This is a genomic window from Kribbella sp. NPDC003505 (genome assembly GCF_040610875.1).
GTDB lineage: Bacteria > Actinomycetota > Actinomycetes > Propionibacteriales > Kribbellaceae > Kribbella.
Map to the genome: position 1 here is coordinate 884,327 of NZ_JBEXNA010000001.1, position 13,626 is coordinate 897,952.

Genomic DNA, 13,626 nt, shown 5'->3' on the forward strand with positions numbered 1-13,626 from the left:
CGCGATCGAGCGCGGACGCCACATATGGCGCCTCTCATCGTGTGGGCGTCCGTGGCTGTGGTTCTGGCGGCGGCTGGCGCCGTCGGGCTCTACTTCGTCCTGGCCTGGCTCGTCCGCATCGACGCGCGTCCCGAAACGGCGACACCCGAGCAACAGAAACTGCTCGCAGACCTGGTGAAGATCGCCCTCGGACTAGCGGCCGGCATCGGAGCGGCCGTCGCTCTGATCGTCGGCTACCGGCGCGCGCGCGTTGATGAGTCGGCCAGTTTTCGCGACGATCGCCGGCTATTCAGCAGCCGATACCAAGACGCCGCCGACCTCATCGGCCATGAGCAAGCCGCCGTCCGGCTGGCCGGCATCTACGCGATGGCGCGCCTCGCGGACGACTGGGAAGAGCAGCGGCAACAGTGCATCGACGTCCTGTGCGCATATCTCCGCCTGCCCTACGAACCGGACACCAGTGAACCCAGACCCCAGGCTTCGGTTAAGCGGCGGCGCGCCCAGGTTGTGGCTGCCGGCAAAGGGGCGCGCCACGGCGAGCGGGAGGTTCGCCACACTGTCATCCGGCTCATCAATCAACACCTGCAACCTGAGCGCGATACGCCACCAAAGCCGCCGCCCGGGTGGCATCGGCACTACTTCGACTTCACCGGGTCTGTCTTCGACGGTGGCGACTTCGGCGGCGCGGAGTTCTCCGGCAGCAGCGTCAGCTTCCGGGGCGCGAGGTTCTCCGGCGGCACCGTCAACTTCGGCGACGCGGCGTTCATCGGCGGCAACATCGACTTCGGCGGCGCGGAGTTCTTTGACGGCACGGTCAACTTCAGCGGCGCGTGGTTCGCCGGCGCCAAGGTCGACTTCGGCGGCGCGGGGTTCTCCGGCGGCACCGTCAACTTCGCCGCCAGGTTCGCCGACGGCACCGTCGACTTCGTCGGCGCGAGGTTCGCCGGCGGCACCGTCGACTTCGGATACGCGGAGTTCTCCGGCGGCACCGTCAACTTTGGATACGCGGAGTTCGCCGGCGGCACCGTCGACCTTGGCGAGGCGAAGTTCTCCGGCAGCCTCGCTACCGCACGGCCGCAGGGACTTCCTGTAGACCCGATCGAGGGTCTGAAGCTACCGGGCTGGTTGTAGCCCCGGCTGTAACAGCCGTTATCGACGGGGCTCGGCACCGCAGGGATCACCATCCAGGACGCAATCCGGTGCGTGTCCCTGGTTCTTCCCCGTCGTCGCCTCTGGGACCTGCACGAAGAACCATGGTTCTAGGAAGCCAAGTGCTCTATCGCCAGGTCGCGCCGCTGGCGGTCTGTCGCGGGGGCCTACTGCTTGGCAGGCGCCCCGCCGCTGGTGGGAGGCGGGGGTGGCGGCTTCGGCTGCGGTGTCATCTTCGGAGTCGTCACGGCTTCCAGCCTTCGCTGGTCCGAGGGCGCGACGGGTTGTCGTTGGGCATTGGGCTATTCCTTGATCGGGTGGCGCTACCGGGTCTTGGTCTGCTTCGGAGGCCTTCCGCCGCTCGGAGGCGGGGGCGGAGGAGTCCGCGGCTGCACCGGGCGGATCACGGGTTTGGGCTTCCAGCCCCGTTCCTCGGTCGGCCCGACACCGATCACTCGTCTACGGTCGTCATTCGGCACTGGTGGGACCACCTTTGCTTGGCTTGGGAGGTGGCGGCACGACGGACTTCTGCCCGTCCCGCGTTTCGTTCTTGCTCGAGGTCTTCTTGTTGACGGTCTTCGCCCGGTAGCCGCCGCGGCCGGGCGGGAGATTCTTAGTCATCGGCCTGGTCCTCCTCGTTCTGCGTCTCCAGTGTGCGTTGGTCCGGATCGTCGAGAGCGATGAGCTCGGTCCTCCCCCAGTTCGGTCAAGGCGTGGATGCCGTCTGGATCCGTGCGGACAAGTTGGTTGGCCAGCCACGCCGTGACGGTCGGCTTCCGCATCGCCATGATCGCCGCGGCGGTGGCCTCGTCGCTTGCTGCGCGCGCAAGCCTGTTACGAGCCGCGGTGAACTGCTCGGGCTCCAACCCGTACAGCTTCAGCGCCACCTCGCCTGTGTCCACCCATCCACCATGCGCAGATCTACAAGGCATGGGCAACGATGGCCGATCGGCGAGGCCAAAATGCCCACCCGGAGCCGTTCTCCGGCGTCCGTCAATCACTGGTTGTATCGGGCAACGAACGTGCAGTGTCCAACCGCGACGAAGGACAACTCAGAGGCCACGGTCGAGTTCAGGTCCTCCATCTCGGAAGCGGTCGGCCCGCTGCGCGACACGTGGCGGAGCGTCTGCAGTGTAGGCAACTGCCGCTCCGTGGACTCGATCAACCGTCCTGCAGCAGCCACGACTCGACCACCTAGCGTCTCGACGAGCCGCGCCGCGGGCCGGCGGCCGAGAGTTGCTGCGGCACTCGCCATGTGGTGGACCGGCAGTACACCGAACCGTGCGAGCGTCACATACGCAACCGACTCCGCCTCGGGAGCCTCACCAGACCATGGCACCCGGAGCCACGCGATAGCTTGTGCATACGCAGGTGGGCGAGTTGGTGAGCCAGGCTCATGGCGGCGACAGAGCCGTCTAGCTCGTCACCCACCGTCACTCGCTGCCTTCGCCGGTCCGTGATTGCACCACTCAATCCATCCGGCAGCGGTCCTCGTTCGACGCGATACCCGCCTCGGCCGCGACTCGCGTCAGCGCGGCGTAGACATCTGGTAGCCGCATACTCGCGGCCGTTGTCCACGGCGGGATGCGGCCCTCCGTCTGCGCAAAGTCCCAGACTGGCGCGACCCCGTGCCCCTGCACGGGCTCCGAATGACGATCAACATCCCGCCCAGGCGCGACAATCCTGATGCCGGATGCGCCTCGCACGACGCGGCGGCCCTGGCGTTGCCACCCTGACCTTCCGTCGACCCACACGGCGTCAGGCATCTGTAACTTGATCAGAACCACGTTCCTGAACGTCTGGCCACGCAGATCCCCTGCCGCATCAAGCCATCGCGTCCATTGATGATCGGACCAGTTTCGCCGGACCTCGGCATCAACCGCTCTGCGGAGGTCTTCGACGGTCACCCGGAATCTGTTGCCTGCTCCCCCGTGACTGCTGCCCATAGAACGAGAGTCAGCAGCAGCGCGTACTCCCTGAACCCGGCGAAGAGAATCCAGGACTCAGTCGAAAGCCAGCAACGGGACGTTGTACAGGTCCGGTTGCCGCGGCCGCGAGAATCCTGGCGCCTTCACCTCGACCAGATACATCTCGGTGAGGAAATGGATCTTCGCCCCCAGAAGATGACTGGTGTGAGCCGTAGCCGAGTGGGCCTTCAGGCCAACCGATACATGGATGTGCGGCAGGACGGTGCCCGACTCCTCGTCGTACGCGAGCGAGCCACCACCGACCGCCTCCACGTTCTCCAGATGTACTGCGCTCCACACCGGTGCATCCGGATCCTCGAGTTTCTCGCACGTTCCCACGAGCTGGACATCACGCATGCCTGCGATGAACATCGGGATGAAGCCCTGCCGTACGCCGTACTCCGCGCAGAAATCTGCCAGCGCCGGGTAGAAATCGTCACCATGGTCGAAATGGACCGCGAAGGTCCGTCCCATCGTCAGTTCAGCCGCGCGCAAAGTTCAGCTCCTCAGATGTCGTTGATGTAAGCAACGTACCGAATCGCGGTGTTCATGCCTTGTGGCAACCTGCTCCGTTGACCACAGCAGCTCGTCCATCGCCTCGACCACTTTGCCGGCCGAGAAATGCATCGACATCGGGTCTCGCGGACCACGAGACCCGTCATGATCTCGGAGGAGCTCGTCGACCGAATCCTTCAGGTCTCGGAATGCGACCTCGCCCAGCGAGTCAGACCACCCGTTCAGGTCCGAAACACGTCGGCGCAGCGCCTCCTCCGCTCCGCGGTCGCTGGCGTCGAATCCTCGCAGCGCACTCAGGATGATCCCTAGATCTCGACGCTGGCCAGCGTCGGTTCCGGCCGCTGGCAGCAATGCCTCGCCAAGTGCCAGACCTGGCCGCCGACGGTTCGGAACTGCGCCGTCGTCGAACGCAAGTCACGCGACAGGACGTCAGCCGGGGCTACCGACGTGTGCGCACGCTCCCACCTGGCCGCCAGCGGTGCCACACGCGAGACTCCGCTCACCCAAGCCGCCGGCCCGCCAGCAGCCAGACATCCGAGACCGCCGAGCCCAGCTCGCCGTTCGTCAGCATGTGCAATCAGTGTTCAAGGTCGGCTCGACGTAGGCCCAATGCAGCTTGCGCTCGAACTCGTACGCGTGACTCGAGCTCGTTCTACTACTCGGCGAACCGGACGATCTTCGGGGACGCGGCCGAACTCAGGCGGTACCGGCAGATCCTGAGCTACAACAACCGGTCGACCGCGATGGCTGTCCTGCGCGCGCAAATGTCGACACGGTACGAGTACGGCACGCGGCGGGACCATGGCAGCCGCGAGGTGGTGCCGCGGTGGGCGAACGCCAGCTTCAGTGTCACGACCCGCAGTCCGGCTTCCTGCAACACCTGCGTCGTCGCCGCGATCCCGTCTGGTGCTACTCACAGCCGATCGCGGCGGAACTCTACGGTTCAGAGGCAACTCGCCACCGAGCTCTCTGGTCTGCCCCTCACCGTTCGGGGGCGGCCAGTGCATTCGACGCCGTTGCCACCCGCTTGCCCAACCAAGTCCTGACCTCAGGACCGGCATCGGTCTCCGGACCGCGGCTTGCATCAGTTCCTAAATCGGCGACGCCCACGTCAAGACTCCATGAGGGGCGCGCGGAGCTCGAGAAGGACCGCCACCAGGACGAGCACGGCGCTAAATGCCTCGAACCCGCTCGGCCGGATCGCAAATATGGCCATCGCAGCGACCGCGCCAAACAGCGGTTCGGCGAGCTGGACCCTGCCTGCCGTGATTGGAGCGAGATCACGCATCGCCCGCCAGTACAACAGACATGCTGGCGCGAACAGGCTTGCCGCAGTCATAACCAGGGACACCAGGTCGTCCGTGGCGACCCGAATGACAAACAGTGCGGGGGCAAGCACCAGGCCTGAGCACAGCATCTGCACCCCAGCGCCCATCGTCGGCGATGTCTTTCCGGCGACCTTGCTGACGATCGTGATGAACACCGCTATACATCCAGCACTAACGAGACTCAGCAGCAGCCCGACGACGAGGTGCGGCCGGTTCCCAACGAACCGGCCACCGAGGCCGAGTACAGCCAGGGCGGCACAGATCAGTAGAAGCGAGCCGACCTGAGCCGGGGTCAGACGGCGCCTTCCGCGGGCGAGCTCGACGGCCGTGAGCATCACCGGAGCGGTGAGATGGAGCGCCATCACCGGGCCGACAGGCGCCAACTGGAGGGCGACGTAGTAGAGCGCGACGTTGGCTGTCTCCATGACGGCCAGCAAAGGCAACAACCGCCCGAGCCCCGCGATCGCCGCCACCGGCCGCCCTCCCTGCGCGAGACCGAGGGCTACGAGCACGACACCGGTGACCAGCTCAACGATGGCAGCGGCGGCGAGACCGTTCACGTCGAGCCCCGCGATGACGCCACCTGAGCAACCCCACAGCCCAGTCGCTCCGACGATGGCTGCCAACGGAATCCAGCGAGCGGCGCGGGCGGATGCAACCAAGCGAGGTCTGGGACACACGACGCCGCACACTATCAATGCGGCCCCACTAGCGACCGCGCTCGACCACACAGTCCTCCATGTTTGGATTGCCGGCCGGTTGAGTGCTGCCGCGCCGGGATCTTGCCCCATTGGCTCCCTTCTGTGTCAAGAGGCGGTCGGGAGCTGGGTCGTAGGCTGTTGTTCGGCGGGTCCGGGAAGTGGCTTGTCCGAAGAGCCGGTGTTGGGATGTGAGCCGGTCGCGCTGGAGTCAGAGTCGTTTCCCTGTTGCCCTCCCGGGCCTGTCCTCGACTGCGCCGCGGTGGTGCGGACGGTGTCGTTGAGCATCTGCTGGTAGACGATGTCGGAGAGTCTGCGTCTGACGCAGCGCATGGCTTCCATGGGCGCTTTGCCGCCGGCTTTCTTGCGTTCGTAGTAGTCGCGGCCGGAGCTGGGGTTGCGGAGCTGGACCCGGGCCATGGTGTGCAGGACGCGGTTGATCTGTCGGTTCCCCGCGCGGGAGAGCCGGTGGCGGACCTGGTCGCCGGAGGAGGCGTCGATGGGTGCGGTGCCGTTCCAGGAGGCGAAGTGCGCCTTGTCTGGGAAGCGGGTGATGTCGCCGGCCTCGACCAGCAGCCGGGCTGCGCCGGTAGGTCCGATGCCGGGCAGCTCGAGCAGGGTGGTGCCGGTGGCGGCGAGGAGGCTGGTGAGTTCCTTGTCCGCGGCCTTCTTGCGCTGGTAGATCCGTTCCAGGTCTGCGATGAGCTCGGCGGCGACGCGGCGGCGGGTCTTGCCGGCCGCGTCCCGGGGGCGGACGGACCTTGGCTAGCAGGGCCCTGGCCTGCGCGGCTGACAGCGACTTCTTGGCGCCGCCGGGGATCAGGTCGAGTAGCAACTGGTGCAGCTGGGAGACCTTGCGGGTGTGCTCCTCGCCCAGCGACCGACGGCGGTCGACCAGGATCCGCAGCACCTCCAGCTGCTCGTCGTTGACCACCGGGCGCAGGCCGGCCATCCGGGTGCCGACCAGCGCGACGGAGTGGGCGTCGGTGGCGTCGGTCTTGAGGCCCTGACCGGTGGCGAAGACCCGGGCCCGGGCCGACAGCTTCGGTGGCACGTCGACGACCTCCTCACCGTCGGCCAGTAGCCGCAGCGCGATGTGCTTGCCGATCCCGGCGCACCCCTCGATCGCCCAGACCCGGTCCGGCCACTGCCGGACGTAGCGCAGCATCGCGGCGTAGCCATCCCGGTCGGTGCCGAACCGGCCACCGCCGACGATGGTCTCGTCGGCGATCATCACCTCGATCGTCGCCGCGCACTTGTGCGGGTCCATCCCGACGACCACGCGACCTGTTCCCTGTGGCGCTGAGCGCATGGGGTCCTCCGATGCTCGATCCAGTGGCGGTTGTCGAGCCGGGAGGGCAACGCTGCTTCGAGTGCGACAAACCCTTCTCGAGCCTCTCCTGGCCCTGGCGACGCCCGGGCTACGCAGGCCAAATGAGAGCCACACGACCAGCGTGGGCAGCCGCGATGAGAGCGACAGCCCGGCGCCTGGACCGAGCCTCGCCAGGCACCGGTCCTGGGTCAATGGAACAAGCAGCCGCGATCCGCGCCTGCCGGCTCAATGCTCGACGCCGAGGGTGAAGGCGGTGTCTGGGCTGAGGTCCCGCTGGCCAACCGGGCAAAGGATCGCGTCTAACGGTCACGGATTTTCGGATGTGGAAATCCAATAGTTGATGGAGGTGCGGCCGGCGTGGCGTTGCCTACGAGCTCGCGGTCGGACCGGTCTTGGACACCGCCTGCGGTGATTGCCGGTCAAGGAGGGGGTGATTTGCTGGCCGGGCCTCGTCCGGTGAGTGCCTTCGGCAAGAACAAGACGACAGCTGAGCGCACTGCTCCAGAAGCAACAGTCCGGCGAGCTGACAGCGATGCACAAGATCCACCACCTCATCGATCTTGGAGTATGCCCGAGTCCGCCTCGGACCACGCATGAACTCCGAGAGGCCGGCGAGCCCGCTGACAGCCACGCCGGCGGCTATTCACCGAGGACTACACCTTGTCGCCCGTTTGTGCTGTCGAGGCGACTACCTAAGGCGAGTGCCCGATGCGCATCACGCCGCTTTATAGGCAGGGTGAGATCCAGTCACGAAACCATGGAGGGCCCACATGCTCGACTTGTCCAGGAACCGGCGGACGCTCGCCGCCTACGAGGCCATCGCCTTGGAGTACGCGTCATCGACCAAAGGCACGCCGACTGGGGTGAACCAGGCGACGCTGAAGGAACTAGCTGACTCGCTGCCCACGGGCGGCACCGTTCTCGAACTGGGATCTGGCCCGGGTTGGGATGCGGACTGGGTGGAGTCTCTGGGCGTCCGGGTTCGCCGTACCGATGCCACCGCCGCCTTCTGCGCCTTTCAAAGGTCGCGCGGCAAGCATGCCGAACGACTCGACGCCATCACGGATGACTACACCAATGCGGCCTGGCCAGCCTTCGACGGGGTCATGGCGCTGTGCGTCCTGCTCCATATTGAGCGTGAAGCCACCGACATCGTCCTGCAAAAGGTCGCCGCGGCCCTGCGAACAGATGGAGTGTTCCTGGTCTCCGTCCGCGAGGGGATCGGGGACCGCTGGGAGGGCAGAGCCTCCGGAAACCGTTACCACGTAACCCTCTGGAATGTCCTCACCTTCGAGGAACGCCTACGGGATGCAGGACTCGAACCGTTCCGGAGGGCTCACAGCCTGGACGAGGAAGGGGCGTGGTGCACGTTTATCGCGCGCAAGACTCGAGTGCATCCCGACAGCAGCGACTCCTCCGCAGCGTGACGCTGAACCACCAACTCCGTGCGGACCTTGCCCGAGGAGACCGCGAAACTCGATCTGCGATGGTTGGATTCGCGCTCCCCCCGGGACCCACCCACCGGAGAGTCTGCTATTCGCGGAGAATCGCCAGAAACCACGCTGGCGGATTGCCAGTACCGCCCTGCGATCAGGTGATGCGGTGGCGCGCGCCGGATCGGCTTCGGCGATAGGCACAAAAAGAGAACGAATGCGATCCCAGTGCACAACCCCCCAAGCAGGATGATCGACGCAGCTGACGCGACGGTGCATCGGCCGCCACGCGATCGCGGCAGCTGGTGTGTAAACGAGGCTGGCGACGAGCAGCCGGGCCGCGATGACGCTGATCGGAGGAACGCGCACGAGTGAACACGTCGGCGTTCCCGCCGGCACGCCAAGGTCTGCCACGGATCACCTTTGAAGTCGTTGCTTCGACCACTTTCGACTACCACGGAAGCGGGGATCGCCGAGCGCTCGCACACGCCACACTGCCACCGTGTTCCCGGTGTTGCGAGATCCGTGTGCTCGGGTCCTCATCCCGAATACGGTCGCACTAAGCCCCCGCAATGCGTTGGGCGTCTGCCTGTCGGTTCCGCCTGAATACTGACCCTGTGGTTCCGGGGCGGGTTCTAGTCAACGTCGCAACACGGGATGCGTCGGCGACCCTAGCAGGGCGGTGAACAGTTCCGCGGGTGAGCGGTCTGCGAGGACGTGGCGGGGTCGGTGGTTGAGCTCGTGTTCGACGCCCCGCAGGTGCACGGGACTGTGGATGCTGAGGTCGGTGCCTTTCGGTAAGTACTGGCGTAAGAGTCCGTTGGCGTTCTCGTTCGAGCCGCGTTGCCACGGTGAGTGGGAGTCGCAGAAGTAGATCGGCGCACCGAGGGATGCTGCGATCGTTGTGTGGCGGGCCATCTCGGTCCCCTGATCCCACGTGACCGAGCGCAGCAGAGCTGGTGGCAGGTCGCTCATGCGGTCCTTCAGCGCGGCGTGCAGGTGGTCGCTGTCGCGCCGCGGCAGGTGCAGCAGCCGGATCGTCCTGGTCGTCCGCTTGACCAGGGTTCCGATCGCGGAGGCCTGCTCTTTGCCGATGATGAGATCTCCTTCCCAGTGCCCGGCCTCGGAACGATCGTCGGGAGCGAACGGTCGCTGGTGAATGGTGAGCATGGGCCGCTCGAACCGTGGCCGGCGCCGCTCGTTCTTTTGGTGCGCGCGCCGGTGATCGCGTCCGGTCCGCAGCGGTGAACGATGGTGCGGCGCCAGCCGAGATGGCCGCAGCAGCGTCGTTCCGGGCTGATAGACGGCCTGATAGATGGTCTCGTGACACAACCACATCGCCGGTTCGTCGGGATGGCGCAGTCGCAGGTGCCGGCTGACTTGCTGCGGACTCCGCCGCTGCGCCAGCAGCTCTCCCACCAGGTCGCGCAGCTGCCGGTTGGTTTCGAGGCGCCGCCGGTGCCGACGGGCCCTGCGGGCGGTCGCCTGCCGGTGGGCCTCGAACGGGCGGTAGCCACCGCCGACATGCGCGTTGCGACGCAGCTCTCGCGAGATCGTCGACGGCGCACGACCCAGCCGATCAGCGATCCCACGAATGCTCATACCCGCCTGCCGCAGATCGGCGATCTCGATTCGCTCATCCTCGGACAGGAACCGCGAGCTGATTTCGCGCACCGCCAGCCGGTCGAGCGGCGCCACGAAGCCGACCACCTCGCCCTTGCGGTAGGTCTTGTAGCCGCGCGACCAATTCGCACCGGTCGTCCTCGACACCCCGACCTCTCGGGCCGCGGCCATGATGCTCCACCCACGAGCTCGCAACTCCACGAACCGCTGCCGAGCCAACGACAGCGGACGCCTGCCAGGCCCCTTCTTCACACGACGAGACGACAACACAACCTCCCAGTCCAGGACGAAGTGTTGCAACCGTCAGTGGAAACCACCCGGGTGAACGTTGACCCACCTCCTTGACGATCGTGAGGTGTTGAACGTGGAGGACTGGGCGGAGATCCGCCGGTTGCACCGGGCGGAGGGGATGGCGATTGGGGCCATCGCCGGCTGGGGATCTCCAGGAGCGGGTCGGCTGGCAGCGCGGGAAGACGGTGTTCGTCGAACGAGTCCAGCAGTTGCGGCCGCTGTTCGCCCCGGCCGATCCGGCGTCGCGCACGGAGTATCAGGCCGGAGAGTTGGCCGCGGTCACCAGATCTGTCGGCCGGACACTGGGCGCTCATCAGCAGGTGGGGCGGGTGCCGAGGGCGCTGGTGTGGGACACGATTCCGCGGTCGGGCAGTGGAGGGCGGGCGGCCGCAGCTGACCGAGGCGATGAACGCGTTCCGCGGAAGCTCGGGATCAAGGTGATCCAGTGCCGACCCGCCGACCCCGGAAGCCAAGGGCCTAGTCGAGCGGGCCGGCCGCAACTTCGCCTCGCCGGCCGACTTCAACACGCAACTGCCGGCTGGCTGACGCGCGCCAACACCCCCCAGCTCCGGCGGCTGGGCTGCCGCCCGATCGATCGGTGGGAGGCTGATCGGGCCGCGATGCTTGCTCTGCCGCCGGTCGATCCGGGGGTTGGCTGGCGGCTGACGACCCGGCTGCCGTGCGATGACTATGTGCATCTGGACTCAAACGATCACTCGGTGCACCCGAGCGCGATCGGGAGACGGCTCACCCGCCGAGCTGTTCACCGCACTGCTATCTCGCCGACGCACACTGTGTTACAACGATGACTTGAACCCGGCCCGGAACAACAGCTGGGTCAAGGTTCGACCGGCGTTGACACTGCCTGATTCCTTCGATCCAACTCTGCAAACAAGCGGCGACCCCGGGTTCTCAGCGGCTGCCGGCATCAGGTGAACGCTGATGCCGGGTCGACGGCTGCGTCCCGCCTCCGCTCAACGCTTCTTGGGCGGCGCTCTTGAGCGGGATATTTCTGCACCGCTGATGGGCAACGCGCTAGGCACCGGTCGGCATGGCACCAGCCCATCGCCCACCGATGAACAAGTCATTCTACGGTCCCGGCTGCCCGGTGTTGCCGATCCAGTGGCGAGCGCCCTAGTAGTAGCGGCGGAGTTTCGGCCACAGCGTCGACCACTCATCAGCGGGCGCATCGCACCGGACAAGTGCGGCGCCGTCCTCGTCGTTCGCTACGATACTGTCGATCGTCCCGACCTCGGAGCAGTTGCGGAAGTACCTCTCGAGCGTCAGGGTCCGCTCGATCTCGACCAGCAGCACCGGGCCTGTCTGGATGTCCGCCGGCTGTCCCCAGTCGGCGAAGCTCATGTGACCCGAGTACGCCGGGGGCAGTCCGAGTGCAGGCCCGTAGCGGCGGAGGGCACCGGCCTCGCCGTAGTTGATGCTGAAGATCGCGGCCGACGAGCGCTCCTCTGCTGGAATGCGATTCCACTGATCCGCGACCGCCGATGCCAACGACGGCCAGCCGAGCTGCTCGCCCTGCTCCTTATTGATCGGGAGCACAAAGCCGACCGCGGACGCGGGCAGCATCGGCAAGGCGAACACAGCAGACGTCACAGCGGTCAGCACCAAAGCGCCGACACCAGCCCGGCGATGCCCATCCAGCCAATCGGCCGCAGGCGTAGCACCGGCCGCGACGATGGGGAGCAGCAGCGGCAAGGCGTAGTACGACTTCCCGCCGACAGCCAGTACGACGACGCACAACAGCGGATACGCCAACGCCACGGACCGCGCCCACGGCGTCCGCCACAGCTGCCGGAACCCGGCCACCCAGACGGGGAGGAGGAACGGCGACAACTGCAGCAACTGCAGCGGGACAAACGTGATCCGATTCTCGATCCCGTCGTCGGAGCTGATGCCGCCTGCCACCGTGAGCTGCGGCCAGCCGTGCTGGAACTGCCATAGGACGTTCGGAAGCGCTACAAACCCGGCCACCGCGACGCCGGCAGGCAGCCACCAGGATCGCAGTACAGGGCGAGGCCCGACGATCAACACCGCCGCAAGCAATGCGCCGACAGGCAACACGACCAAGTACTTGTTCTGCAGGGCAATGCCTGCGGTCAGACCGAGCGCGAGCCACCACCGCCCTTCGCCCGTCCGCAGCAATTTCACCGCAAACAGGACGATCAGCATCCACGCCAGCAGGTCGTACGTCGCCGTCGACACCAGATGCCCCACGCCCAGTACGAACCCGGACACGGCCGCGCATACCGCGGCGGCCATCTGCCCGGCGCGCGAGCCGCCGAACTCCCGCGCGATCAACGCCACTACGACCACGGTGATCGCAGAGGCCAATGTCGACACCACTCGCAGCCCCATCGGAGTGTCGCCGAACAGGAAGGTTGAGATCCGTGCCAGCAACGGAGTGAGCGGCGGCTGGTCGACGTACCCCCAGTCCAGGTTCTGGCCGGCTGCCAGGAAGTAGAGCTCGTCGCGGTGGTACCCATACCGCCCGGAGAGCGCGGTCAGTACGACTGCCACGACACCAGCCACGGCGAACGCCGGAGCAGTAGCGAAAGTAGGCACCGAAAGACGCGTCACACACAAGGTGGCGCTGTATACCTCCACGTCCTGGCATCCTTTCGGTCGACATGCAGCATTTGTCGACATCTACAGCGGCTGAAAGATTCTGCTGGAGCCTTGCAAGGGGAAGAGGGCAGCCAGCAGAAACGCGCCGCCTAGCGGCATGAGACTGAGGCTGGCGATAATCGCCGCGAAGCCGAGCGCAAGAACGACCGGGGACCAGATTGGCATCCGGTGCAGCCGCACGAGGAAGATCGTGAGTGTCAGGAGCCCGACCAGGAAGAAGATCGGCCCGACCGAGTAGAGCGAATCGTAGACGCTCAGGTCACCCGGCCATCGATCGTAGGTATCACCGACTTCGGACATCGTGTCGTGATCGCTCGCCCGGAAGCCGACGAGCAGATCGATCACGATCACCCGGATGAATGCCAGCACGCCTACCAAGGCCACCAGCAGCGCGATCGACGCGATGACCCGCGGCCTGCTGACCATCTGGTGCATGGCAATCAGCACGACAGCGAACAGCAAGAAGCCTGTCAGGAACAGCAGATGACCAACGGTCCACGCAAGGCCGGGGCCATACTCGCCGTCGACGCCGTCCATCCAACGAACGATGCCGTAGGCAATGAAGAGCACAGGTGCTCCGATGAAGGCCATTTTCATGGCGTCATCCTGGCAGCTCCGCGCCGCATGTTCCATCGCCGGCACGAG

General features: G+C 66.2%; 10 protein-coding genes and 1 pseudogene. 2 read left to right on the top strand and 9 right to left on the bottom strand.

The features are described 5' to 3' along the window. Window positions 1-51: 51 nt before the first annotated feature. Entirely contained in the window at window positions 52-1,131 is a 1,080-nt protein-coding gene (locus ABZX12_RS04220; protein ID WP_355689643.1) for a pentapeptide repeat-containing protein, read from the top strand. A 486-nt stretch (window positions 1,132-1,617) separates the two neighbouring features. Here the strand turns inward: ABZX12_RS04220 and ABZX12_RS04225 are convergent, their stop codons facing one another. From ABZX12_RS04225 to ABZX12_RS04250, 6 genes and pseudogenes are all read right to left on the bottom strand, one after another. Next, entirely contained in the window at window positions 1,618-1,770 is a 153-nt protein-coding gene (locus ABZX12_RS04225) for a hypothetical protein (RefSeq protein ID WP_355689645.1), read from the bottom strand. Between the two features lie 848 nt (window positions 1,771-2,618). After that, window positions 2,619-3,056 carry a hypothetical protein gene (locus ABZX12_RS04230; protein ID WP_355689647.1) on the bottom strand — a complete coding sequence of 146 codons (438 nt, stop codon included), beginning with the start codon at window positions 3,054-3,056 and terminating at the stop codon, window positions 2,619-2,621. A 96-nt stretch (window positions 3,057-3,152) separates the two neighbouring features. Then, on the bottom strand, window positions 3,153-3,611 hold the full coding sequence (locus tag ABZX12_RS04235) for a DUF296 domain-containing protein (protein WP_355689648.1): 459 nt from the start codon (window positions 3,609-3,611) through the stop codon (window positions 3,153-3,155). A 1,132-nt stretch (window positions 3,612-4,743) separates the two neighbouring features. Then, complete coding sequence (locus ABZX12_RS04240) at window positions 4,744-5,586, bottom strand: EamA family transporter (protein WP_355689650.1); 843 nt, start codon at window positions 5,584-5,586, stop codon at window positions 4,744-4,746. A gap of 180 nt (window positions 5,587-5,766) precedes the next feature. Then, window positions 5,767-6,360: an IS110 family transposase gene (locus ABZX12_RS04245; protein ID WP_355689738.1), complete on the bottom strand. Its 594-nt coding sequence runs from the start codon at window positions 6,358-6,360 to the stop codon at window positions 5,767-5,769. 172 nt (window positions 6,361-6,532) lie between these two features. Next, window positions 6,533-6,970, bottom strand: a pseudogene (locus ABZX12_RS04250) (transposase); the annotation flags it as partial. Between the two features lie 791 nt (window positions 6,971-7,761). Here ABZX12_RS04250 and ABZX12_RS04255 point away from each other — a divergent pair. After that, on the top strand, window positions 7,762-8,418 hold the full coding sequence (locus ABZX12_RS04255; RefSeq protein ID WP_355689652.1) for a class I SAM-dependent methyltransferase: 657 nt from the start codon (window positions 7,762-7,764) through the stop codon (window positions 8,416-8,418). Window positions 8,419-9,063: 645 nt separating this feature from the next. On the opposite strand, the gene ABZX12_RS04260 is transcribed toward ABZX12_RS04255, so the two are convergent. The 3 genes from ABZX12_RS04260 to ABZX12_RS04270 form a co-directional block, all read right to left on the bottom strand. Further along, window positions 9,064-10,317 carry an IS30 family transposase gene (locus tag ABZX12_RS04260; RefSeq protein ID WP_355689739.1) on the bottom strand — a complete coding sequence of 418 codons (1,254 nt, stop codon included), beginning with the start codon at window positions 10,315-10,317 and terminating at the stop codon, window positions 9,064-9,066. 1,155 nt (window positions 10,318-11,472) lie between these two features. Beyond that, window positions 11,473-12,918, bottom strand: a complete 1,446-nt coding sequence (locus tag ABZX12_RS04265) for a glycosyltransferase family 39 protein (RefSeq protein WP_355689654.1) — start codon at window positions 12,916-12,918, stop codon at window positions 11,473-11,475. An 84-nt stretch (window positions 12,919-13,002) separates the two neighbouring features. Further along, window positions 13,003-13,578 (bottom strand): hypothetical protein, encoded by a 576-nt coding sequence (locus ABZX12_RS04270; protein ID WP_355689656.1) that lies wholly within the window; start codon window positions 13,576-13,578, stop codon window positions 13,003-13,005. Window positions 13,579-13,626: the final 48 nt, after the last annotated feature.

What these genes read in the sequence shown, in the direction of transcription:
- ABZX12_RS04225 (WP_355689645.1), bottom strand. Translation starts at nt 1,770, where the DNA reads ATGACTAAGAATCTCCCGCCCGGCCGCGGCGGCTACCGGGCGAAGACC.
- ABZX12_RS04255 (WP_355689652.1), top strand. Translation starts at nt 7,762, where the DNA reads ATGCTCGACTTGTCCAGGAACCGGCGGACGCTCGCCGCCTACGAGGCC.
- ABZX12_RS04270 (WP_355689656.1), bottom strand. Translation starts at nt 13,578, where the DNA reads ATGAAAATGGCCTTCATCGGAGCACCTGTGCTCTTCATTGCCTACGGC.